Annotated in this window: 23 protein-coding genes; 12 read left to right on the top strand and 11 right to left on the bottom strand. The window is 71.0% G+C overall.

The genetic code is table 11. The annotated features are described in order from the left end of the window. The first annotated feature begins 41 nt into the window (after positions 1-41). Positions 42-641 carry a hypothetical protein gene (locus I5071_RS00475; protein ID WP_236519876.1) on the top strand — a complete coding sequence of 200 codons (600 nt, stop codon included), beginning with the start codon at positions 42-44 and terminating at the stop codon, positions 639-641. Here I5071_RS00475 and I5071_RS00470 read toward each other — a convergent pair. Further along, positions 619-1,368 (bottom strand): metallophosphoesterase family protein, encoded by a 750-nt coding sequence (locus I5071_RS00470; RefSeq protein WP_236519875.1) that lies wholly within the window; start codon positions 1,366-1,368, stop codon positions 619-621. The genes I5071_RS00475 and I5071_RS00470 overlap by 23 nt on opposite strands. A 55-nt stretch (positions 1,369-1,423) precedes the next feature. Between I5071_RS00470 and I5071_RS00465 the strand changes: the two genes are divergently transcribed. Further along, entirely contained in the window at positions 1,424-2,353 is a 930-nt protein-coding gene (locus I5071_RS00465; RefSeq protein WP_236519874.1) for an acyl-CoA thioesterase, read from the top strand. A gap of 10 nt (positions 2,354-2,363) precedes the next feature. Here I5071_RS00465 and I5071_RS00460 read toward each other — a convergent pair whose 3' ends face one another. After that, positions 2,364-3,203 carry a hypothetical protein gene (locus tag I5071_RS00460; protein ID WP_236519873.1) on the bottom strand — a complete coding sequence of 280 codons (840 nt, stop codon included), beginning with the start codon at positions 3,201-3,203 and terminating at the stop codon, positions 2,364-2,366. A gap of 158 nt (positions 3,204-3,361) precedes the next feature. Between I5071_RS00460 and I5071_RS00455 the strand changes: the two genes are divergently transcribed. From I5071_RS00455 to I5071_RS00445, 3 genes are read left to right on the top strand one after another with little or no spacing between them, the layout of a single operon-like run. Continuing rightward, entirely contained in the window at positions 3,362-3,892 is a 531-nt protein-coding gene (locus I5071_RS00455; RefSeq protein WP_236519872.1) for a hypothetical protein, read from the top strand. 49 nt (positions 3,893-3,941) lie between these two features. After that, positions 3,942-4,532 carry a TetR/AcrR family transcriptional regulator gene (locus I5071_RS00450; protein ID WP_236519871.1) on the top strand — a complete coding sequence of 197 codons (591 nt, stop codon included), beginning with the start codon at positions 3,942-3,944 and terminating at the stop codon, positions 4,530-4,532. Next, positions 4,533-6,800, top strand: a complete 2,268-nt coding sequence (locus I5071_RS00445; protein WP_236519870.1) for a molybdopterin-dependent oxidoreductase — start codon at positions 4,533-4,535, stop codon at positions 6,798-6,800. On the opposite strand, the gene hslU is transcribed toward I5071_RS00445, so the two are convergent. Together hslU and hslV are read right to left on the bottom strand one after the other, a co-directional pair. Continuing rightward, on the bottom strand, positions 6,788-8,188 hold the full coding sequence (hslU, locus tag I5071_RS00440; RefSeq protein ID WP_236519869.1) for an ATP-dependent protease ATPase subunit HslU: 1,401 nt from the start codon (positions 8,186-8,188) through the stop codon (positions 6,788-6,790). The genes I5071_RS00445 and hslU overlap by 13 nt on opposite strands. Continuing rightward, positions 8,185-8,667 carry an ATP-dependent protease subunit HslV gene (hslV, locus tag I5071_RS00435; protein ID WP_236607742.1) on the bottom strand — a complete coding sequence of 161 codons (483 nt, stop codon included), beginning with the start codon at positions 8,665-8,667 and terminating at the stop codon, positions 8,185-8,187. Before hslV ends, hslU begins: the two co-directional genes overlap by 4 nt. A gap of 231 nt (positions 8,668-8,898) precedes the next feature. Between hslV and I5071_RS00430 the strand changes: the two genes are divergently transcribed. Beyond that, positions 8,899-9,828 (top strand): tyrosine recombinase XerC, encoded by a 930-nt coding sequence (locus I5071_RS00430; protein WP_236519868.1) that lies wholly within the window; start codon positions 8,899-8,901, stop codon positions 9,826-9,828. Between the two features lie 3 nt (positions 9,829-9,831). Here I5071_RS00430 and I5071_RS00425 read toward each other — a convergent pair whose 3' ends face one another. After that, on the bottom strand, positions 9,832-10,818 hold the full coding sequence (locus I5071_RS00425) for a DUF4261 domain-containing protein (RefSeq protein ID WP_236519867.1): 987 nt from the start codon (positions 10,816-10,818) through the stop codon (positions 9,832-9,834). A gap of 142 nt (positions 10,819-10,960) precedes the next feature. On the opposite strand from I5071_RS00425, the gene I5071_RS00420 reads away from it, so the two are divergent. Together I5071_RS00420 and I5071_RS00415 are read left to right on the top strand one after the other, a co-directional pair. Further along, positions 10,961-11,329, top strand: coding sequence for a cupin domain-containing protein (locus I5071_RS00420; protein WP_236519866.1), 369 nt, complete (start codon positions 10,961-10,963; stop codon positions 11,327-11,329). Continuing rightward, positions 11,326-11,961, top strand: coding sequence for an alpha/beta fold hydrolase (locus tag I5071_RS00415; protein WP_236519865.1), 636 nt, complete (start codon positions 11,326-11,328; stop codon positions 11,959-11,961). The genes I5071_RS00420 and I5071_RS00415 overlap by 4 nt, the downstream gene beginning before the upstream one ends. On the opposite strand, the gene I5071_RS00410 is transcribed toward I5071_RS00415, so the two are convergent. Further along, positions 11,958-12,320, bottom strand: a complete 363-nt coding sequence (locus I5071_RS00410) for a winged helix-turn-helix transcriptional regulator (RefSeq protein WP_419249622.1) — start codon at positions 12,318-12,320, stop codon at positions 11,958-11,960. The genes I5071_RS00415 and I5071_RS00410 overlap by 4 nt on opposite strands. Before the next feature lie 57 nt (positions 12,321-12,377). Here I5071_RS00410 and I5071_RS00405 point away from each other — a divergent pair, with 57 nt between their 5' ends. Continuing rightward, positions 12,378-12,878 (top strand): NUDIX domain-containing protein, encoded by a 501-nt coding sequence (locus tag I5071_RS00405; RefSeq protein WP_236519863.1) that lies wholly within the window; start codon positions 12,378-12,380, stop codon positions 12,876-12,878. Positions 12,879-12,952: 74 nt separating this feature from the next. Further along, positions 12,953-13,513, top strand: a complete 561-nt coding sequence (locus I5071_RS00400) for a carboxymuconolactone decarboxylase family protein (RefSeq protein WP_236519861.1) — start codon at positions 12,953-12,955, stop codon at positions 13,511-13,513. Here the strand turns inward: I5071_RS00400 and I5071_RS00395 are convergent. The 4 genes from I5071_RS00395 to trmFO all read right to left on the bottom strand — a co-directional run bounded on the left by I5071_RS00395 (position 13,510) and on the right by trmFO (position 17,665). Next, positions 13,510-14,037, bottom strand: a complete 528-nt coding sequence (locus I5071_RS00395; RefSeq protein ID WP_236519859.1) for a hypothetical protein — start codon at positions 14,035-14,037, stop codon at positions 13,510-13,512. The two genes, I5071_RS00400 and I5071_RS00395, sit on opposite strands and share 4 nt — an antisense overlap. Before the next feature lie 115 nt (positions 14,038-14,152). Beyond that, positions 14,153-15,739, bottom strand: a complete 1,587-nt coding sequence (locus I5071_RS00390; protein WP_236519857.1) for a serine/threonine-protein kinase — start codon at positions 15,737-15,739, stop codon at positions 14,153-14,155. 121 nt (positions 15,740-15,860) lie between these two features. Further along, positions 15,861-16,271 carry a hypothetical protein gene (locus I5071_RS00385; RefSeq protein WP_236519855.1) on the bottom strand — a complete coding sequence of 137 codons (411 nt, stop codon included), beginning with the start codon at positions 16,269-16,271 and terminating at the stop codon, positions 15,861-15,863. Beyond that, on the bottom strand, positions 16,268-17,665 hold the full coding sequence (trmFO, locus tag I5071_RS00380) for a methylenetetrahydrofolate--tRNA-(uracil(54)-C(5))-methyltransferase (FADH(2)-oxidizing) TrmFO (protein ID WP_236519853.1): 1,398 nt from the start codon (positions 17,663-17,665) through the stop codon (positions 16,268-16,270). Before trmFO ends, I5071_RS00385 begins: the two co-directional genes overlap by 4 nt. Positions 17,666-17,822: 157 nt before the next feature. Here trmFO and I5071_RS00375 point away from each other — a divergent pair, with 157 nt between their 5' ends. Beyond that, a complete protein-coding gene (locus I5071_RS00375) occupies positions 17,823-18,272 on the top strand; it encodes a hypothetical protein (protein ID WP_236519851.1) in 450 nt (149 codons plus the stop codon). A 4-nt stretch (positions 18,273-18,276) separates the two neighbouring features. Here I5071_RS00375 and dprA read toward each other — a convergent pair whose 3' ends face one another. Beyond that, complete coding sequence (dprA, locus tag I5071_RS00370; RefSeq protein ID WP_236519849.1) at positions 18,277-19,308, bottom strand: DNA-processing protein DprA; 1,032 nt, start codon at positions 19,306-19,308, stop codon at positions 18,277-18,279. Positions 19,309-19,316: 8 nt separating this feature from the next. Here dprA and I5071_RS00365 point away from each other — a divergent pair, with 8 nt between their 5' ends. After that, on the top strand, positions 19,317-19,637 hold the full coding sequence (locus tag I5071_RS00365; RefSeq protein WP_236519848.1) for an FKBP-type peptidyl-prolyl cis-trans isomerase: 321 nt from the start codon (positions 19,317-19,319) through the stop codon (positions 19,635-19,637). The last annotated feature ends 65 nt before the right edge of the window (positions 19,638-19,702 follow it).

Below are 19,702 nucleotides of genomic sequence, written 5' to 3'. Positions count from 1 at the left end.
CACGCGACGTGATGAAGCGCGACGCGAAGGAGGACCTCGACATGTCCACGCTCTCCGCGTCCGCTCCCGTTCCGACCTCGCACGATCGCCGATGGCACGTCGTGTTCGGTGCCTGGCTCGTGCTCGCGTTGCTCGCGTCGGCGCTCGGCGTGATCACGCCCGCGCGCATGGCGCTCGTCCCGCTCTCGATCACCGGTGGCACGCTCGCGCTCGTGCTCGCGTATCGCCGCGTGCCTTCGTTCCGCGCGTTCGCGCAGCGCGTCGATCTGCGCGTCCCGATCCTCTTCCACTTCGTGCGGCTGCCGATCGGCGCCGGGTTCCTCGTGCTCGCGTCGCAGGGCCGCCTCGACCCGACGTTCGCGACGATCGCGGGCTACGGCGACATCGTCGCGGGGGGTCTCGCGCTCGTCGCCGCGCTCGCGTTCCCGTCACGCCTCGCGATCGTGCGGGTGTGGAACGTGATCGGCCTCGCCGACATCCTCGTCGTCGTCGCGACCGCGCAGCGCATCCTGTTCTTCTCGGGCCACCCCGAGACGATGTCCGGGATGGCTGCGTTTCCCTGGAGCGTGATCCCGACGTTCGTCGTGCCGGTCGTGATCGCGACCCACCTCCTGGTCTTCAGCGCGACTCGTAGACCGTGAGGCTCGGCAGCTCGACCGCGGTGAGGAACCCGCCGCTGCCGCAGCCCGTGTCGGTCGCGATCACGTGCTCGCTCGCCCAGAGATCGCTCGGGTCGTGCGGCGTGTGACCCGAGAGCTCGGGCGGCAGGTACTCGGTGCGCGTGTGCCCGATCACCACGCGCTTGCCGCGGTACTCGGTGAAGAGCTCTTCCTCGCGCGTCCACGCGAGCGCGGTCCTCGGCTCGGTCTCGCTCGGATGGAGGAACCGTCCGTCGCGCCGCAGGAGCCCCGCGTGCACGTAGATCGCATGCTCGTCCTCGTAGAACCACGGCAGCTCGCGCATCCACGCGATCACGTCGGCGGGGAAGAAGCGCCCCGCGAAGAGATCGTCGACCTCGTCGGGCTTCGGCATCTCGTCGTCCGCGGGATGCGCCCCGCCGACGTACGAGCGCATCGTCGCGAGACAGCCGTTGCCCGGCGGGAAGACGAACTCGGGCCATCCACGATCGACCACGCGCACCCAGGCGTCCTCGTGGTTGCCGCGCAGCATGACGACACGACAGCCGAGCTCGCGCTCGAACGCGCGCACCACGCGCACGACCTCTTCCGACTTCGGTCCGCGATCGACGTAGTCACCGAGGAACACCAGCGTGTCCTGCTCGTCGAGGAGCGGCAGCTTCGCGACCAGCGCGCGCAGGTGATCGAGCTCGCCGTGGATGTCGCCGATCGCGAAAGTTCGGTTCGCCACCGCGCGATCATGCCGGAGTTGCGCAGCTCGCGGGTGGGCTCAATGCTCGCGCGCGATGAACGAGCTCCGCGACGTGCCGCCCGAGCCGCAGGTCCCCGAGGCGCAGCGTGGCGCGGGCCCGCTCCCGCTGCGCTACGAGGACGTCGTGCAGGACGGTCGGCTCCGGCTCGAGCCGGTCACGCACGCGATCGGCGCGGCGATCTGGAAGAAGACGCTCTCCGAGCACCCGCTCGTGCTGCGCCTCGGCGCCGAGGGCATCGTGCCGATCCTCTCGCGCCTGCAGGTCGAAGCGGGCGGCGGTCCGATCTCGGCGCGCGAGCCGGTGGGCGCGCGCGGGACGTTCGAGGTGCTGCGCACGATCGACGATCAGGATCGGCAGCGCGTGCGCGTGGACATGTGGGCCGAGCTGCAGGGCCCGCGCGGTCGCACCCACGGCGCGCCGCCCGAGGGCGCGGGCGAGCCCGTGGTGCTGGGTCGCGCGATCGCGGAGCACGTGCTCACGCGACCCTTCGCACCGCCCGAGGAGCGCAGCGTCGAGGCCATCCCCGGCGGGCTGCCCGATGGGATGACGATGCGCGACGCGGCATGGCGCGCGCCGCGCACCGCGATCGATCTGCCGCGCGGCGCGACGCCGATCGACGACGCGTTCGCGCTCGACCGGCTGTCGATCGTGTTCGGGCTCGGACACACCGACAGCAACCAGCACGTGAACTCGCTCGTCTATCCGCGCTTGATCGAGGAGGCCGCGCTGCGTCGCTTCCACGAGCTCGGCCTGCCGACGACCGTGCTCGCACGCTACGTCGACCTCGCGTTCCGCAAGCCCTGCTTCGCAGGCGATCGCGTGCGGATCACGCTGCGCGCCTACCGCGCGGGCGACGAGATCGGGGTGCTCGGTGCGGTCGTCTCCGCGAGCGAAGCGCTCACCGCGGGGGCGACCCCGACCGAGCGCGCGCACGTCTTCGCGCGCATGCAGTTCGTGCGATAGCGCGGGCGCGTCAGGTGGCGACGCGGCGCACGCGCCCGCGCAGCGGGTATCGAACGAGCCGGTTGTAGAGCTCGCGGTCGACCGGCGGCGGCGGGAGGTTCACGTGCCCGCGGCCACGCGGGATGGTCGCCGAGGTCACTGCGCCGAGCGCGATCCCGTCGATCGCCACGTGCACGACGTCGGGCACCGGCTCCTCGCACGTCGCGCGGATGCGGAGCTGCATCATCTCGGGCGGGCTGAGCAGGTTCGTCCTTTCGACGAGCACGTCGAACGGCGGGATCTCGAGGATCGCGGGTCGATCGAGCGCGAGCTCGGCGAGGATCGCGTCCTCCCGGGCGCCCGAGAGCTCGACCACGATGCGATCGCCGGAGACGAGGCGGACGGTGGTCGGATCGCGGCCGAAGAGCTCCTTCGCGAACGACTGGGTGAGCCTCCCGCGGAGCGCGTCGACCGCGTTGACGAGCTGCGCGCGCGTCACCAGCGGCTCGTCGAGCGCGAACGAGAGGTGCGGGCCGCGCGGCGGCTCACCGATCTCGTCCGACGCGGGCGCGGCGAAGGCGTGCGTCGCGACGACCTGTTCGTCGAGGCCGAAGCCCAGCGCGATCGTGCGGCCGACGATCTGCTCGCTGCCGTCCTCGGTGCGCTCGACGTCGAGCTCGAGCCGCGTCGTGGGCTCGCCGTCGTGCCAGGCGTACCCGATCGTCCCGAGGACGCGCGCGCTGCACGTGTCCATCACGACGTAGACGCCGGCCACGAAGAGCGTGTCGCCCCAACCGCCGGTCTCGTCGACCCGCAGCGCCGCGATGAACCTGCGATCGGGGGTGCGATGGTTGTCGCCGCTCCAGCTCACTCGACGAGGATACGACGGCGCGCCGATCGCACGTTTGCAGTGTGGCAGGCGCGAACATGCGTTGGCCGCCGTGTCGACGCGCGTTCGCACGGCGCGCGCTCGATCGCGCGATTTCGGGGCGAGGCGGCGTGGCTCGACGATTGCGAGCCCGCGGCGTCATGCGACTCGTCGGATCTCTCCTCGTGCTCGTCGCGGCCACGGCGTGCGGCGGTGCCTCGTCCCGCTTCTCGACTGCCGCGCCCGTCGACGCGCGTCCCCACGCCGTGCCACTCGCGCTCGGCGAAGGCGCGGATCAGCTCGTCTTCGACGTGCACGCGAACCGCGCGATCACGAGCCGCGATCGGACCGCGGACATCGCGCTCGTGCTGCAGGACGAGCTGTGCGACGGACGCGAGTATCCGGCGCAGATCGAGGTGACCGTCGAGCTCGCCGACGGAAGCACGCGCACCGAGCGCATCGATCACGTCACCGACTGCGAGACCGTCCTCGCGAACATCGAGTCGGTGGAGCTCGGCGAGTGCGACGACGAAGGCTGCCGCACGAGCGTGCGCGTCGGCGTGCGCGCGCTGAGCGGCACGGAGGATCTCGATCTCTCGCTCTACGCGTCGGTGCGGTTCCACGACTGGTCGCACGAGCGCGGAGGCCCGCACGTCGATGCGCGGCTGCGGCGCGCGGCCCCGAGCGAGTGACGGTGGTTTGCGTCGCGCCCGGGCTTTGTAGTACGACCGTCATACAAAGATGGTCCGCTGGAAGCCCGGGCACAAAGACTCGACGCGCACCCGCATCCTCGAGACCGCGGGGCGTCTGTTCCGCGAGCGCGGCTACGCCGGGATCGGCGTGTCCGACCTGATGAAGTCGGCCGGCCTCACCGCCGGCGGCTTCTATTCGCACTTCGAATCGAAAGAGGCGCTTCTATCGGCCGTCTTGATGGACGGATTCGCGCACACCGAGCACGCGCTCTTCGCCGGGCTCGAGGGTGTCGAGGGCGCCGCGTTCGTCCGCGAGCTGACGCGCCGGTACCTGAGCCGAGAGCACCGCGACCATCCCGAGCACGGCTGCGTGCTGCCCGCGCTCGCCGCCGACGTCGCGCGACACGGCGACGCGCCGCGACACGACCTCGCGGGGTACCTCCTCGAGCTCGCATCGCGGATGCAGACGAAGGTCCCGCGCTCGGCGCGCTCCGGCCTCTCGGGCAAGGAGCTCGCGCTCGCGCTCACCGCGCTCTGCGTCGGTGGGATCGTGCTCGCGCGCGCGGTCGACGACGCAGCGCTCTCCGACGCGATCCTCCGCGCGTGCCGTCGCTTCGCCGACGCGGAGCTGGAGGTCTGAATGAGAACCGATCGGACCGCGTGCATCCTCTGCTCGCGCAACTGCGGGCTCGAAGTGCAGATCGAAGGGCGCCGCCTCGCGCGCATCCAGGGCGACGACGCGCATCCCGTCTCGAAGGGCTACATCTGCCAGAAAGCAGCGCGCCTCGAGCACTATCAGTCGAATCGCGATCGCCTCGAGCACCCGCTCGAGCGGCAGCCCGACGGCACGTTCGCGCGCGTGAGCTGGGACGAAGCGATCACGAAGATCGCGGCACGCCTGCGCGCGATCCGCGATCGCCACGGAGGCAAGGCGTTCGCGCTCGTGGGCGGAGGCGGCCAGGGCAACCACCTCGGCGGCGCGTACGGACGGCAGATGCTCCGCGCGATGCGGAGCCGCTACGCGTACAACTCGCTCGGCCAGGAGAAGACCGGCGATTTCTGGGTGAACGGTCGCCTCTTCGGCAGCCAGAAGTGCCACACGACCGAGGACGTCGAGCACGCCGACTACGTGCTCTTCGTCGGCACGAACCCGTTCCAGGCGCACGGCATCCCCAACGCGCGCGACACGCTGAAGGCGATCCAGAACGACCCGCGCCGCACGATGGTCGTGATCGATCCGCGCCGCACCGAGACCGCGAAGATGGCGGACGTGCACCTGCAGCTGCGGCCGGGCACCGATGCGTACCTGCTCGCCGCGATGCTCGCGATCATCGTGCGCGAGGGGCTCCACGATCGCGCGTTCCTCGCGCAGCGCTGCACCGGCTTCGACGCGATCGAGCGCGCGCTCGCGCGCATCGACGTGGCCGACTACGTGCGTCGCGCCGACGTCCCGCTCGCCGACGTGGAGCGCGTCGCGCGCGGCTTCGCGACCGCGCGGAGCGCGTGCGTGCGCATCGACCTCGGCATCCAGCACACGCTGCACACCACGCTCAACGGATACCTCGAGAAGCTGCTCTATCTGCTCACGGGCAACTTCGGACGGCGCGGCGGGAACAACCTCCACACGTCGTTGCTCCCGATCCTCGGCGACACCGACGAGCGCAGCCCGAAGTGCCCGCGCACCGCGCGCCACGGGATGCACGCGATCGCGGGGATCTTCCCGCCGAACATCCTCGCCGACGAGATCCTCCACGAGGGCGAGGATCGCGTGCGCGCGGTCGTGGTCGACAGCAGCAACCCGCTCGTCACCTACGCGGACACCGACGCGCTCGAGCGCGCGTTCTCCCAGCTCGAGCTGCTGGTCGTGGTCGACGTCGCGATGACCGAGACCGCGCGCCTCGCGCACTTCGTGCTGCCCGCCGCATCGCAGTTCGAGAAGTGGGAAGCGACGGGCTTCAACCTCGAGTTCCCGAAGAACGCGTTCCACCTGCGGCATCCGCTCCTCGAGCCGCTCGGAGAGACGCTGCCCGAGCCCGAGATCTACACGCGCCTGCTCGAGGCGATGGGCGAGATCCCGAAGCACTTCCCGGTGCTCGAGCGCGTCGCGCGCATCGAGCCGCGGGCGACCGATCACGCGCTCTACCTCGCGGCGTTCGCGGCGACGATCGCGACGAACCGGAAGTGGATGCCCTACGCGGCGTCGATCCTCTATCGCACGCTCGGGCCCACGCTCGATCGCGGCGCCGCCGCCGCCGCGCCGCTGCTCCCGCTCGCGATCGACTACGCGCGCACGCACGCCGATGCGGTGCGGCGCGCGGGACATCGCGGCCGCACCGCGCTCTCGCTCGGCGCTGCGCTCTTCCGCGCGATCCTCGACAAGCGCGAAGGCGTCGTGGTGAGCGCGCACGAGTACGACGAGATGTGGCGCCTGCTCGCGAGCGACGATCGCCGCATCCACCTCGAGATCCCCGAGATGCTCGAGGAGCTCGGCGCGCTCGAGTCCGAGGTGGCGCCCGGCGCGGATCACCCGTTCGTGCTGATGGCGGGCGAGCGACGCGCCTACAACGCGAACCAGATCTATCGCGACCCCGCGTGGCGCCGCGTCGATCCCCACGGCGCGATGCGCATGCATCCCGAGGACGCCGCGGCGCTGGGGATGTCGAACGGCGCACGCGCGACGTGCACCTCGGAGCGCGGCAGCATCGACGTCGTGATCTCGATCGACGACACGGTGCGGCGCGGCGTCGTCGTGCTGCCGCACGGTTACGGCATGCGCTACGGCGGCGCGGTGATCGGACCGGAGGTGAACCGGCTCACGTCGTCGGCGCACTGCGATCGCATCTCGCGGACGCCGTTCCACAAGTACGTGCCGGTGCACGTGGCACCGGCAGCCGATCAGAGGATGTAGCGCGACAGATCCTCGTTCCCGAGGATCGGCGTCAGCGTCGCGCGCACGCGCTCCGCGTCGATCTTGATCGACTCTCCGTCGAGCTCGGGCGCGCGATAGCTGATGTCCTCGAAGAGCGCCTCGAGGATCGTGTGAAGGCGACGCGCGCCGATGTTCTCGGCGCGCTCGTTCGCCAGCTGCGCGTACTCCGCGATCGCCTCGATCGCGTCGCTCGTGACCTCGACCTTCACGCCTTCGGTCTCGAGCAGCGCCTTGTACTGCTTGGTCAGCGCGTTCTTCGGCTCGGTCAGGATCCGCACGAAGTCCGCCTTGCCGAGCGCCTCGAGCTCGACGCGGATCGGGAAGCGACCCTGCAGCTCGGGGATCAGATCGCTGACCTTCGAGACGTGGAACGCGCCCGCCGCGACGAAGAGCACGTGATCGGTCTTCACCGGCCCGTACTTCGTGCTGACGGTGCTGCCCTCGACGATCGGGAGCAGGTCGCGCTGCACGCCCTCGCGCGAGACGTCGGGCCCGCCGGTCTGGCCCTGGCGCCCTGCGATCTTGTCGATCTCGTCGAGGAAGACGATGCCCGCTTCCTCGGTGCGCTTCACGGCCTCGCGCTGCACGCGATCCATGTCGACGAGCTTGGCCGCCTCTTCGGCCTCGAGCGCCTTGCGCGCCTCGCTGACCTTCACGCGACGACGCTTCGTGCGCCCTTTGAAGCCGGGCAGCTGCGAGAGCATGTCGCGGAAGTTGACCTCCATCTCCTCCATGCCGTGCTGCCCGAAGATCTGCATGAAGGGCACGCCCTGATCCGCGACGTCGATCTCGACCTCTTCGTCGTCGAGCTCGTCCGCGCGCAGCCGCGTGCGCACGTCGTTCATCTCGCGCTCGCTCGGCGCGTACTGCTGCGGCGGAGGCGTGACGAGGAACGCGCCGAAGGGCCCCTGCGGGCGCTGGGGCGGCGGCTGCGGGGGCGCGTCCTTCGAGGCGAGCATGCGCACCAGCCGCTCCTCCGCGAGGTCCCGCGCGCGCGCCTGCACGTTCTCCATCTCCTCGGAGCGCACGAGCTGGATCGCGTTCTCGACGAGGTCGCGCACCATCGACTCGACGTCGCGACCGACGTAGCCGACCTCGGTGAACTTGCTCGCCTCGACCTTCACGAAGGGCGCGTTCGCGAGCTTCGCGAGGCGCCGCGCGATCTCGGTCTTCCCGACGCCGGTCGGCCCGATCATGATGATGTTCTTCGGCGCGATCTCGTCGCGGAGATCGGGCGAGACCTGCTGCCTGCGCCAGCGATTGCGCAGCGCGATCGCGACCGCCTTCTTGGCCTTGTGCTGCCCGACGATGTAGCGGTCGAGCTCGCCCACGATCTCGCGCGGGGTGAAGGTGCGAACGCCGCTCATCCTTCGATCTCCTCCACCACCACGTTCTGGTTCGTGTACACGCAGATCTCACCCGCGGTGAGCAGCGCCTCGCGCGCGATGTCGGCGGGCGCCATCGACGTGTGCCGCATGAGCGCGCGCGCCGCGGCGAGCGCGTAGGGCCCGCCCGAGCCGATCGCGATCACGCCTTCGTCGGGCTCGATCACGTCCCCGGTCCCGCTGATGAGGAACGTCGCGCTCGCGTCCATCACGACGAGCATCGCCTCGAGCCGGCGCAGGTACCGATCGGTGCGCCAGTCCTTCGCGAGCTCGACCGCGGCACGCGCGAGCCCGCCCTTGTGCTCCTTGAGCTTGGCCTCGAAGCGCTCGAGCAGCGTGAATGCGTCCGCGCTCGCGCCCGCGAACCCCGCGATCACCTTGCCCTCCGCGATGCGGCGCACCTTGCGCGCGCCCGACTTCATCACGGTCTGACCGAGCGAGACCTGACCATCTCCCGCCATCGCGGCGCGTCCATCGCGGCGCACCGCCACGATGGTGGTCGATCGGAAACGAGCTTCTTCGCTCACGCGCGCATCTCCACGCAAATCTCCGCCTGAGAGCAGAGTCGCCGAAACAAGGCAGAGAGAGGCCGGCACCCTAAGTCGTCACCTCGCCCCGTCAACCCCGCTTCCAAACTCCGAGCCGCGCGCCGTTTTCTCCTCTCCTCGCGCGCTCGGACGTACCCTGCTCGGGTGCCCGACGACGAGCTCGCGAAGCAGATCGCGCTCTTCCTCGCGTGGCTGCGCGACGAGCGTCGCAGCCCCGACAAGACGATCGAGACCTATGCGCGAACGCTGAACGAGCTGCGCTCGTTCCTCGTCGACAAGAAGCTCCCCACCGACGCGCGTCGCATCACGATCGTCTCGCTGCGCGCGTACCTCGCGGCGCTCTTCGACTCGCACGCGAGCGCGACCCTCGCGCGCAAGATCGCCACGCTGCGCTCGTTCTTCCGCTACTTGCTGCGCCGCGGGATCATCCCGTCGAACCCCGCCGCCGCGCTGCGCTCGCCGAAGCTCGCGCGTCCGCTCCCGCGCTTCCTCACCGTCGACGAGGCGTTCCGCGTGGTCGATGCGCCCAAGGAGGACGCGCATCGCGACGAAGCGCTGCGCCTGCGCGATGCCGCGATGCTCGAGATGCTCTACGGCGCCGGCCTGCGCGTCAGCGAGCTCGCAGGGCTGCGGCTCGGATCCGTCGATCGCAGCGCACGTTTGGTGCGCGTGATGGGCAAGGGACGCAAGGAGCGGCTCGCGCCCTACGGATCGAGCTGCGCCGATGCGCTCGACGCGTACCTCGCGATCCGCGGCGCGCTGGTGAGCGACAAGACCGATCCGCTCGACGCGCTCTTCCTCGGCCGGCTCGGCACCGCGCTCACCGCGCGTCAGGTGCAGAACGTCGTGCGTCGCTACGGCGCGCTCGGCGCGGGACGCGGGGATCTCCATCCCCACGCGCTGCGCCACACCTGCGCGACGCACCTGCTCGACGCGGGCGCGGATCTGCGCGCGATCCAGGAGCTGCTCGGCCACGCGAGCCTCGCGACGACCCAGCGCTACACGCACGTCACCGTCGATCGCCTGATGGCGGTCTACGACAAGGCGCACCCGCTCGCGCACGACGACGAGTGATGCTCATCGTCCGCGCAGCGGCGCGGGCACGTCGAGCGCTGCGGGCGCCCAGCGCAGCACCGGACGCGGCGGCTGCACCAGCGCGTCACCCTCCGCGTGCGCACGCCACTTCGCGCCCGCGAAGTCGTCCGCGGTGTCCCCGACGCGCATCGCGCCGCGCTTCGCCAGGTCGTACGAGCCGAAGGACCACAGCACGCCGGGCACGTGATCGAACGAGCTCGAGCTCTCGGGCACGGCACCCTCGTGATCGCGCACGCCGAGCTGATCGAGCCCGACCGTGTCGAACAGGAACCACTCCTCGCGTCCGAGGCGCCCCGGTCGGAAGAGCCGCACGTTCACCCATGCATCGATCGGAATCGCCTCGCCGCGGCGATCGCGCTCCCACAGCCGCTCGAGCCGCTCGGCGGAGACGAGCGTCTCGCCGCTCGGGTTGAACGCACAGAGCGCGCGCGGCGCGCCGAGCACCGCGCGCACGACGTCGGTCACGAACCTCAGCTCGTCGAGCGGATCACGATCGTCGGGCCAAACCTTCGTCTCGGGCCGCGCACCGATCGCGTACGTCGTCCGAACGCGCACGAACGCGCGATGCCGCGGTGCGATCACGCGCGCCTCGGGCCACGTGTGCGCCTGCTGCATCGCGCGCTCGAGGTTGCCGGGGAACGTGCTCGGCCCGAACGCGCCCATCGCCCACGACGAGAAGAGCGTCTCCTCGGGCCCGTTCGGCGCACCCATGCCGTCGGGCCACGGCCGATCGACGACGTCGACGAGCACGTGCCCGTTCACCTCGGGTCGATACGCGACGACGACTGCGGGGCCCGCGAGCGTCCATCCGTCGCGCCCTCCCGCCGCGGCGCGCTCACCGACGATCGTGAAGCGATCGAGCCGCGCCGCGGTCGCGTCGATCGTCGGAGCTCGATCGAACAACACGCACATGCACTGGGTGTACATCCCGCAGCGCGGCGCGATCACCTTGCCTGGAAACATCGTCATCCCCGACGTCTCGCACGAGGACGCGCGATCGGCCAAGTCAGCGCTCGCCCCGCGATCCCGACGCCACGGCAGCTCTCGGACGACGACGATGCGTGGAGCGAGATCGTCGACCGCGCGCGCGAGTGACGCTACGACAGCGCTCATGTCGAAGCGCTACACGCTGGTGGGCGATCCCACGCGCATCCCGGTCCCGGGCGGCAAGCTCATCGAGGAGTATTTCGGCCGCGTCCGCACCGGCACCGACGCGTTCAGCCTCGCGCACATGATCGCGCCGTCCGGATGGAGCGAGCCCGCGCAGACGCCGCGCTTCGGCGAGCTCACGATCATGGTGCGCGGCTCGATGCACATCGAGATCGGCGACGAGCAGCTCGAGCTGCGCGCGGGACAGGCGATCTGGATCGAGCCCGACGTGCGCGTGCGTTACTCGAACCCGTATCCGGTCGAGAGCGAGTACTTCGCGATCTGCATGCCCGCGTTCTCGCCCGACGACGCGCGCCGAGATCCCGAATGACGATCGCGTACGGATACCTGCACGGCTTCGCGTCGAGCGCGCGCTCGAAGAAGGGCGTGCACCTCCACGCCGCGCTGCGCGATCGCATCGATCTGCAGCTCGCGGAGCTCAACCGTCCTTCGTTCGCGAAGCTCTCGATCGACGCGATGCTCGCGGAGCTCGACGCGATGCACGAGGCGCACGGACGACCGCGCTGGCGACTCGTGGGATCGAGCCTCGGCGGATGGCTCACCGCGCGCTGGGCCGAGCTACATCCCGAGCGCGTCGACCGCGTGATCCTTCTGTGCCCCGCGTTCGACATCGAGACGCGCTGGCCGCAGCTGATGAAGCCCGGCGAATTCGAGACGTGGCGCGCGCGCGGAGAGCTCGAGGTCGCCGACGCGACGGGCGCGCTCGTGCCGCTGCACTTCGCGTTCTACGAGGGCGCGAGGGCGCACACCGCGTATCCGCGCCTCTCGTGCCCGGTCACGATCGTCCACGGCACGCGCGACGATCGTGTCCCGATCGAGAGCTCGCGCCGCTGGCTCGCGTCGCACCCGCATGCGCGCCTGATCGAGGTCGACGACGGCCACGATCTCGTCGCGAGCCTTCCGATCATCGAGCGCACGATGATCGAGGACTTCGCGCTCTAACGCTTCGCGGTGCGCTTGCTCCAGCCCTCCGCCCACTCCGCGAGCGGGCCGAGCGCGTCGAGCAGCGCGCGTCCCTCGTCGGTCAGCGAGTAGCCCGCGGCCTCGCCCTCTCCTTCGCCCGCGACCACACCGGCCTCGCGCAGCTCGGCGATGCGCGCGGCGAGCGACGTCGGCGACACGCCGCCGCACGCCTCGCGCAGCGCGCGGAAGTGGAGCGGTCCTTCGCGCAGCTCCCACACGACGCGCAGCGCCCAGCGACGTCCGAGCAGATCGAAGAGCGCCATGATCGGGCGGCCCGTCTTCGAGCCGCGCACCGGACGGCCCGGACGAGGTGCGCCGCGTTGCGCTACGGTTTTCATAGCGCGCATCCTCGCCGAGCGTGCCGCCGGCGACAAGCGCACGAGGAGAGCGATCCGATGGACGATGCCCGCTTCTGTCTGCGATGCGGCACCGCGCTCGAAGAGGTCACGCTCGAGGGCCGCGCGCGCAAGCGCTGTCCGGCGTGCGGCTTCGTGCACTACGGCAACCCGCTGCCGGTCGTCGCCGCGATCGTCGAGCACGTCGAGGGCGAGGACGAGACCGAGAGCCGCATCGTGCTGGTGCGTCAGAAGGCGTGGCCCGAAGGATGGTTCGGGCTGGTCACGGGCTTCCTCGAGCGCGGCGAGACCCCCGAGGACGCAGTGCTGCGCGAGCTCGAGGAAGAGCTCGGCCTGCGCGGCGACATCGTCTCGCTCGTCGGTGTGTACCCGTTCCTGCAGCGCAACGAGGTGATCGCGACGTGGCACGTGCGGGCGCGCGGAGCGATCACGCTCGGCGAGGAGCTCGAGGCGTACAAGCGCATCCCGATCCCGAAGCTGCGCCCCTGGCCCTTCGGCACCGGCCTCGCCGTGAAGGACTGGCTCGCGAAGCGCGGCTGAACGTGCGCTACGAATTCCGTAGCGCTCCAGAATCCGTAGCGCTACACATTTCGTAGCACCACGGAGGACGAGCCATGTCGCGCTTCCCCGCTCCGCTCTCGCCCCCTCACGCGCCCGAGATCGAAGCCGCGCTCACCGAGATGATGCCGCGCGGCGCGCCGGTCCCGCCGCTCGCGCTCTTCCGATTCTTCGCGCACCACCCGGCGCTGATGGAGGTGATGCGCCCGTTCGCGCGCGTCCTGCTCGGTGCGCGTGGAGCGACGCTCGCGCCGCGGGATCGCGAGATCGTGATCCTGCGTGCGACGGCCCGCGCGCGCTGCGAGTACGAGTGGGGCGTGCACGTCGCGTTCTTCGCGTCGCGCGTCGGGCTCGACGAAGCAACGGTGCGCGCGACCGTGCGCGGTGCGATCGACGACCTCGCACCGCGTGATCGCCTGCTCGTGCGGGCGGTCGATGCGCTCCACGAGCACGCCACCCTCGACGACGCGTTGCGCGCGGAGCTCGCCGACGCGTGGAGCCCGGAGCAGATCGTCGAGCTCCTCGTGCTCGCGGGCTGGTACCGCACGATCGCGTGCGTCGCGAACGGCGCCGGGCTCGCGAACGAGCCCTGGGCGCCGTCGTTCCCTGCCTCTTAGAGCTGCCAGCCCAGGCCGCCGACCAGACCGACGACGATGTCGTCGTCGATCCACGTCGGATGGACGTCGGCGGAGAGCACCAGGCTTCCGAAGTGGAGCGCGACGCGCCCGTCGAGGCCGAAGAGCAAGTCGCCGTCAACGCAGCCCTCCTGCGTGTCGCAGCCCCACGCGAAGTCGAGCGAGGGACCGAACGCGAGGTGCAGCGGCCCGAAGTGCACGCCGAGCATCGCGGTGTTCCACAGCACGCCCTGCGCGCTGCCGCTCTCCGGTCCGGCGGTGAGCGCGCCGATCAGACCGTGGCTCTGCAGGTAGATCGAGAGCAGCGGGATCGGGCGCACGCCGAGGCGCAGCGCGAGGCCGCCCATCGCGCTCTGTGGGTCGGTGACGAAGCCGCCGCCTTCACCGGAGAACCCGAGGACCAGAGGGCCGTCGGCGGACGCGCGCGGAGGCGAGACGAATGGTGCCGCGCACGAGAGCGCGAAGACGAGACCGAACGCGGCGAGGAAACGAGATCGAGGAGACATGACACCCGCGCTCGGAGCAGCGCGCGTGCCGCGCAGGAAACGCAGCGAATCGCACACCTCGCGCCGACGTGCGTGAACGGGCGGTGGCACCGACGTGCGACGCCCGCGTCACACGTCAGGCAGCGTTGCGCTTGTCGAGATCCACTGCGAGCGTGACGGGGCGCGCGCTGTGACGCTCGCTCGAGGAGCGACGAAGCTCGGGTGCGCGCTCGCGCCACCACTGGCGCGCATCCGCATCGGTCCACTCCGGCACATCGCACGCCTCGAGCAGCTCGATGAGCGCGGCCGCGCTCGACGGGCGCGCGGCGGGATCCTTCTCGAGGCAGCGCATCACCAGCGCCTCGAGCTTCTCGGGGAGGGGGCGACCGACGCGCACCGAAGGGCGCACCGGATGCGAGTGCAGGTGGTGGCCACAGACCTCCACCACGTTCTTGCCCTCGAAGACCGGCTCGCCGGTGAGCAGGAAGTACGCGACCGCGCCCAGCGAGTAGACGTCGCTGCGCCCGTCGATCGCGTGGGGCTCGCGGATCTGCTCGGGCGACATGTAGAGCGGCGTTCCCTGCAGCGCCTCGGTCTGGCTGAACGCGGGCGCACCGCCGTCGATCTCGCGCACCAGACCGAAGTCGAGCACCTTCACGAAGTCGGGTCGTCCGCCGCGCTCGCAGAGCAGGAGATTGCCCGGCTTCACGTCGCGGTGGATCAGCCCGAGCGCGTGCGCTTCGCCGAGCGCTTCCGCGGCCTGACGCAGCACGTGCACCACGCGCCCCGGATGCATCGGGCCCTCGGCGCGCACGACGTGCTCGAGGTCGAAGCCGTCGAGGTGCTCCATCACGTAATAGAAGATGCCGTCCGGCGTGTGGCCGTAGTCGTAGATCGCGATCGTGTTGGGGTGCGTCAGACGGCTCGTCATCTGCACCTCGCGCTCGAAGCGCGCGATCGCCTGCGGGCCACGCTCGGCGCGCAGCAGCTTGATCGCGGTGGGGCGGCGCATCAGCGCGTGGCGTGCGCGGTAGACGACGCCCATCCCGCCCTCGCCGATCTTCTCCTCGAGCGTGTACTGCCCGAGCGTGAGCGCCTCACGCACCTGACGGTGCAGGCCGTAGATGACGTGCGAGACGACGCTGCTCGCCTTGATCGCGGCGAACGCCCACACGAGCGTCCCCGCGACGAAGAGCGCGGGCGGCGGCCAGTCCGCGGGTCGACCGGGCTGGGTGTGGACGAGGTACGTGCTGAGCACGATCGGGATGCAGACGATCACACCCAGCACGCCGGTGCGCGTGGTGTCGCTCGGCACGATCGCGCTGCGCACGAAGAGCAGGAAGCTGATCGCGAGCAAGCCCGCGAGCTCGGGGCGCCACTGGGCCTGGCCGAGGCTCGGCAAGCTGCCGAACACCACGCCGAGGCCGACCACCACACCCGCGTCGAAGAGCTGCAGCGACTCGTATCGCCACGGCCGCGACCGCACGAGGCGCGAGAGCCCGAGCAGCGAGCAACCGAGCACGAGGTGCAGGTACGCGACGTAGTGCTGCAGCATCCACGAGAGGCGCGCCGTGTCGAACACCGCGAGGACGCTCGCCTGCAGCACCCACAGCGTGACCTCGAGCCCACCGACCAGCGCGAGGAAGAGCGCGAGTCGACGCTGCGTGAGATCACGATCCTGCGAGATCGCGAAGTCGACCGTGCCCAGCCCGAGCCGGGTCATCAGCCGATCGTAGAAACCACTTCCCGAACGCCCCTGCACGACCGCGCGATTGTGGGTCTGAGGGCGCTCGGTCGCCAGCACCGGCCGGTGCGACGCAACGTTTCTCCACGTGCACTCCGGATCAGTGCGGCGCAGAGAGATCGGGCTCGCGGAACACGAGGTCACCGCGCCCTTCGTTCGTGACCGTCACCACCGCGCGTCCGTCGTCGACGCTCGCGCTCCAGGGGAACCCCGCCGTGATCTGCTCGGCCTCGAGCGGGAAGCGACCGAGCTCGAGGGGCTCGTGCCCGTCGCGAAGGACGAGCCAGCGGTGCTCTTCGATCTCGGGGAGACAGCGGCGCGCGTCCTCGCGCACCCGGAGGCCCGATGCGACATCGCGCGTCTCGCGCTCTTCGAAGGGGCAACGCGCCTCGTCGTGCGCGAGCTGGAAGCGCGCGATGAACGCGAAGATCCCGATCGCGAGGACCGCGGGAAGAATGCCGAGCACGAAGAGCAGCCAGCGCGGCGGCATCGGGATGCGGCGCTTCGTCATCCGGCGCTCGCTTCGATCGCGACGCTCTCGCGCGGCGCGACGCGCGCGTGGACCTCGCGCGCGCCCACCTGATCGAGCCAGCCATCGAGATCGGCGAGCGCGCGCATCGCGAGCGCTTCGCCGCGCTCGCGCTTGCCGAGCTTCTTGAATTTGCCGGTCGGCGTCGTGATCACGGCCGCGTCGCCGAGCGACGGGAACATCGAGAAGACGACGTTCGAGGGCTGGAACGACTGCTTGCCCTCGGGCGCGCGACGCAGGTGGCGATAGAGCGATCCCAGCGCGGTCGTCTCCGGCGGAAGCGCGCCGCCCGCGAGCAGCACGCCGAGCACGAGGCCACACGCCGCGCTCTCGACGTAGCCCTCGACGCCGCTGATCTGACCGGCGAGGTGCACGCCCGGCAGCGCGCGCAGCGCGAGCGAGTCGTCGAGCACGCGCGGCGAGTCGACGAACGTGTTCCGGTGCACGCTGCCGTAGCGGACGATCTCGACGTTCTCGAGGCCCGGGATCATCGAGAACACGCGCTTCTGATCCGCGTGCTTCATGCGCGTCTGGAACCCGACGAGGTTGTACGCGCTGAAGTCGACGTCCTCGGCGCGCAGCTGCACGACGGCGTAGGGCCAGCGCCCGGTGCGCGGATCGGTGAGCCCGACCGGCTTCATCGGGCCGAACGCGAGGGTGCGCATGCCGCGCTCGGCCATGACCTCGAGCGGAAGACATCCTTCGAAGTACTTCGGCTCCTCGAATGCGCGCGGCGCGACCTTCTCGGCGTCGATCACCGCCTGCACGAAGCGCTCGTACTCGTCCTTCGTGAGCGGGCAGTTGAGGTACGCGTCGTCGCCGCCCTTGTCGTAGCGGCTCGCGCGGAACGTCTTGCTCTCGTCGATCGAGTCCGCCGAGACGATGGGCGCGATCGCGTCGTAGTACGCGAGGTGCTCGCCGCCGATCACGCGCGAGAGATCCGCCGCGAGCGACTCACCGGTGAGCGGTCCCGTCGCGAGCACGAGGGGGCGCGCGTCGGGGACGCGGTCGACGATCGCGTGCTCCACGCGGATGCGCGGGTGTGCGTGGACGCGCTGGGTCATCTCGCGCGAGAAGACCTCGCGATCGACGGCGAACGCACCACCTGCGGGCACCTGCGCGAGGGCGCCCGACGCCATCACGAGCGAGCCCGCGCGGCGCATCTCTTCCTTGAGCAGGCCGACGGCGTTCGAGAGCGCAGCGCCGCGGAACGAGTTCGAGCAGACGAGCTCGGCGAGCCCGTCACCGGTCTGCGCAGGCGTGCGCGCGAGGGGCTTCTGCTCGATCAGCACGACGTCGACGCCGCGCTCGGCGAGCTGCCACGCGCACTCGCATCCCGCGAGGCCGCCGCCGACGATGGTCACCGTTCCGGGCATGGGCCGGGGACCCTAGCAGACGAAAGGGCGCGATTCCGCCCGGCCCGGGCGCCACACGGATGCGGCGCAGCGCCCCGCTCCGATGCTCGCGACCGGGGACGAGACCGGGGATCGCGCGGCACGCCCGCGCGGCGCGTCGCCTGCATTGCGTGCGCGCGTGGACTCTGCGCTCACCCCGCTCCTCGCGACCGTCCGCGCGCGACGTGCGGCGCGGCGCATCGCGGAGCTCACGGACGAGATCGATCAGGTCCTCGACGCGGCGCCGCGCTGGGACTCCGACCTGCTGGCGCTCGAGCTCGAAGCGCTCGAGCTGATGGTCGCGCGGGAGATCGCGCGTGCGCGCCGCACGCTCGAGCGGCTCGACGCCTCGGAGCGCGCGCTCGCCAGCGCGTTGCGGCGTGCGGTGGAGGTGTTCGATCGGTGCGCACGCGGCACCGACGCGCGCCACACCGCGACCGAGTGGGGGCGCTGCGTGCACGAGCTGCGCGCGGCGCTGGTGACGTCGTCGCCGGTGCTGCGCTCCGCGCTGGAGCGAGCCGGCGCGGCACGGGCGAAGGCGTCGAGCGAGCCGCGGCACACGGCGTCGTACGGCGTCCGCGCGCCCTGATCGATCAGCGCATGCGCCGGAACGCGCCTCGCTCGTCGGGCGCCGCGAGGCCGAGCAGCATCAGGGTCGTGAGCGTCGTCTGCACGCGCGACGCGGGGAGCCCCGTCGTCCGCACGAGATCGTCGACGTGCGAGGGACGCGAGCGCAGCGCCTCGATCACGACTTTCTGATCGTCGTCGAGGCGGGTGCGCGGGGCGCGCGCGGCGCGGCGCGGACGGGTCACGCGCTCCCCGGTGATCGCCTCGATCACGTCGTCGGCGTTGCGGCATGCGCGGGCATGGCTCCGCGCGAGGAGCGCGACCCCGCCTTCGCCACGAACGTCGTCGACCGCCCACGGCACCGCGAAGAGCGGGCGGCCCGAGATCCGCGCGTGGCCGGCGGTGGAGAGGGCGCCCGAGCGCGCCGGCGCCTGCACGACGATCACCGCGCGCGAGAGCGCGGCGATCAGACGATTTCGCGAGAGGAACGTGTGGGCGCGCGGCTCGTCTTCGTGCGCGGCCTCGGTGATCACCGCGCCCGACGCTGCGATGCGCTCGAAGAGCGACGCGTGGCCGCGCGGATAGGGGCGCGAGAGGCCGGACGCGAGCACCGCGATGCTGCGGCCGTCGCCCTCGAGCGCGCCGTGATGGGCGGCGGCGTCGATGCCCTCGGCGCCACCGGAGACGACGACGAAGCCGGCCGCGGCGAGGTCGCGGGCCATGCGTCGCGCGATCTCGAGCGCGTCGTCGCTCGCGCGGCGTGTGCCGACGATCGCGACGGCGCGGTCGAGGAAGGGCAGCTCGCCTGCCACGCGGAGCTTCGCCGGGGGGTCGGGAAGCTCCTCGAGGCACGCGGGCCACGCGGGGTCGGAAGGAAGGAAGTCGAACGCGTGATGGGAGAGGTCGTGGGTACGCACGGGCGCTCGTATCGATGCGAGCAGTCGCGCGTTGCGTCGGAAATCTGACGCTCGCGGACCGCGCGCTCGCGACACCAGGGCGCGACGCTGCGTTCCCGGAATCTGCGCGGGACTTCCCGCGTCGCGCGAAGGCGTGTACACCCCGGCCCATGTTGCAGAAGACGGATCTCGTGGTGGGGACCGGGGCCGAAGCGACCTCGGGCAAGCGCGTCACCGTGCACTACGTCGGCACACTGACGAACGGCCAGAAGTTCGACAGCTCGCGCGATCGCGACGAGCCCTTCGACTTCGTGCTGGGGCGCGGACAGGTCATCAAGGGCTGGGACGAGGGCGTCGCGGGCATGCGCGAGGGCGGCCAGCGCAAGCTCGTGATCCCGCCGGAGATGGGATACGGCAAGCGCGGCTTCCCGCCGGTGATCCCGCCCGACTCGACGCTGGTGTTCGAGGTCGAGCTGCTGAGCGTGGATTGACGCGTTGAGCTGGTTCTGGACGGTCTTCACGATCCTCGAGATCGTCTGGGTCGCGGGGCTCTCCG

The organism is Sandaracinus amylolyticus (assembly GCF_021631985.1).
GTDB classification, from domain to species: domain Bacteria; phylum Myxococcota_A; class Polyangia; order Polyangiales; family Sandaracinaceae; genus Sandaracinus; species Sandaracinus amylolyticus_A.
This window is presented reverse-complemented; position numbering and strand designations above follow the sequence as displayed.